Genomic DNA, 2,468 nt, shown 5'->3' with positions numbered 1-2,468 from the left:
AGTACCGGTAGGCCACCGGCGAGGTACCCACTGGTGTGGGTCCTTTTCCGGTGGCCCCCGATCCGAACCCGTTGTGCAACTTTCATTGCGGCGGGCTCTCCAGTGACTTATGCGTGATGGCCGTGGCCTACCCCGCGTGGATGGACTCGTGGCAGGGTGGGCAGACGATCAGGGTCTTCCGCCGCATCCTGGTCATGAGTTCAGCCCACGGAGGCTGAGGGTTATGGGCACTTGCTAGATCCGCGAGGACTTTGACCTGATGCACTTGCACTTCGGCTTTTGTCTCGCAGAGTTCACAGTTGCCTCGCTTGAGCCGATGGATCAGCTCGTTTCCTCGTGGCCGGGCGGACGTGTCGGGCAGCCTGTCTTGCATGACCGCCTTCCGATGCCGCTTGAGTGGAATTCCACCGAACCTTGCAACCAGTGGTTTCCTACCTGATCTCTCGACGCGGGCTTCAAAACACCGTCGGCGCCCGTACGGTGTGATGATGACGGTCCTGTGCTTCTTGGCCGTCTTCGTCACCGACGAGCGGTGTTTAGCAGCCAGCGTCTTGAGCATCGAGGTCAACATGACCCCTTTGAGCCGGTCGAGTCTCCAGACATCTGCGGCTAATAGGTAGTACTGGACGACCCCTTGATACTGCGTTCCGTAGAGCCTGACGATGTTGTAGTCGGTCAAGGTCATCAAGTGGGGCAGATGCGTGGGATCACCACGCCTGAGGTAGGGGTCGCATTTAGCCTTGATAACCGTCCGTGGCACCCGCAAGGCGACCTTGCCGTTGGTGGCTCGTGCGCCTCGACGGACTCTCCCTCCGCGGGAGATCTTGCTATCGCAGTGCTGGATGGTGATTTCGTAGCCGAGGAAACGGGCCGCGCCAGTTCTGGCGTGGGTGATGAGCGTCTTTTCTCCGTTGAGTTCCAGCTTGAGATCGTCACGCAGGAACGCCGCGAGGCGCTGTTTGATCTCCTCGGCTTCAGCCTTGGGTCCGATGAACCCGAGCAGGTGATCATCGGCGTAGCGGATGTATCGCAGTCGCCGGTAGCCGGGGTCTTTCGGATCCCCGGACGGCAGCCGTCGCAATTGCTCGTGCAACTCCCGGATTTCAGGAGCGTTCTCTGTGTCCTCCTTTTTCTGTCTGAGACGGTGACGAGTCCGCTTGATAGCCTTTTCGATATCGTAGTAGGCCGGATTCTTAATCCGGGCCTTCCCTCGGGTGTATTCCGGTATGAGTACTGTCTCGACGAAACTGTCCAACCGGTCCAGGTAAATATTGGATAGGATTGGTGATGCAACGCCCCCTTGCGGGGCTCCGGAGAGCGTGGCGTTCCATACCCAGTCTTCTAGATATCCGGCCTGCAACATCTGTTTGATCAAACGGAGGAACCTGTTGTCGTGGATCTTCTCCGCCAGCGTCGAGACCATGACCTGGTGGTCAAGCGAGCCGAAGCAGTCGGAGATATCTCCTTCAATGAACCAGGTTGTCCCCGCCCAGACGTTTGCCACCTCGGTCAGTGCCGTGTGGCATCCCCGGCGGGGACGGAAACCGTGAGACCGGTCAGAGAATCGTGGTTCGTAATACGCCTCCAGGAGGAGCCGGATCGCTTCGCCCACCATTTTGTCCGACCAGGACGGAAGCCCGAGAGGGCGTTTCTTCCCATTCGCCTTCGGGATGTAAACCCTCCGAGCTGGCATGAATCGGTAGCGCTCGTGGCGCATGGCATCAATGATGCTTCCGATCTTGCTCTCGGACATGCCGTCAGCAGTCTCCCCGCAAGACCCCGGCGTCATCGCTCCCTGGTTGGAGTAGATGCGCTGGTAGGCCAGGAAATACAGATGCGGGTTGAACAGTTGTCGATACAGTTCTTCGCACGGCAAGTCACGCCTGCCGCGTTCACGCAGGACATCCAGCACTGTTTCGGCACTCTGCATTACGCATACCTCCCAGTTCTTGAATATCCGATCACCTGGCCCCCTTCGCCCTGATGGCGGCTCTCCCGCCCTCCTTGGCAGGTCGTTACTCCTGCGACTACTACGGGGCCTCCGTCGCCATGGGGCTCGCGCCCTTTAGGCGATCCCACGTTCGTCTCCGTCGTACGTATCTAGCGTGACTTAGGCGTCCCACTCATCCCCTTGAATCCCCTCATTGGGAATCGTTCCGCGATCCGAAGGTTGTGATGGATACCTAGTTACTCCACCACAGGATGCGGCACCGGTCGCAGGTGCGGATTTCCGGTGGATGATACTCATTGCATCGTCTGGAGATTGGGATTTAGGCAGTGCAGCTTTCGCCATATCACACGGGCCCCTCAGCGCATCGCTTCCACACCTGAACACGACCGCTGATTTTCTGGCATGCTGTGGTCCCTTCCGCCTTTCAGCGTCGGGTAAGCCATCAGGCCCAGGAACCTCCCTTCAGTTCCTCCCGGTTAAGCCGGGGATACGACGGAGCGCCTCGTGGCGCACCCAG

1 protein-coding gene is annotated in these 2,468 nt (G+C 59.1%); it reads right to left on the bottom strand.

The window, feature by feature from the left end:
- Positions 1-127: 127 nt before the first annotated feature.
- Complete coding sequence (locus tag ACSIH6_RS39235; protein ID WP_435113944.1) at positions 128-1,930, bottom strand: reverse transcriptase/maturase family protein; 1,803 nt, start codon at positions 1,928-1,930, stop codon at positions 128-130.
- Between the last annotated feature and the right edge of the window lie 538 nt (positions 1,931-2,468).

It is taken from the genome of Nocardiopsis synnemataformans, from assembly GCF_965343085.1.
Lineage (GTDB): Bacteria > Actinomycetota > Actinomycetes > Streptosporangiales > Streptosporangiaceae > Nocardiopsis > Nocardiopsis alborubida.
Note: the sequence above shows the minus strand (reverse complement) of the source record. Positions and strands in the feature narration are given on the sequence as shown.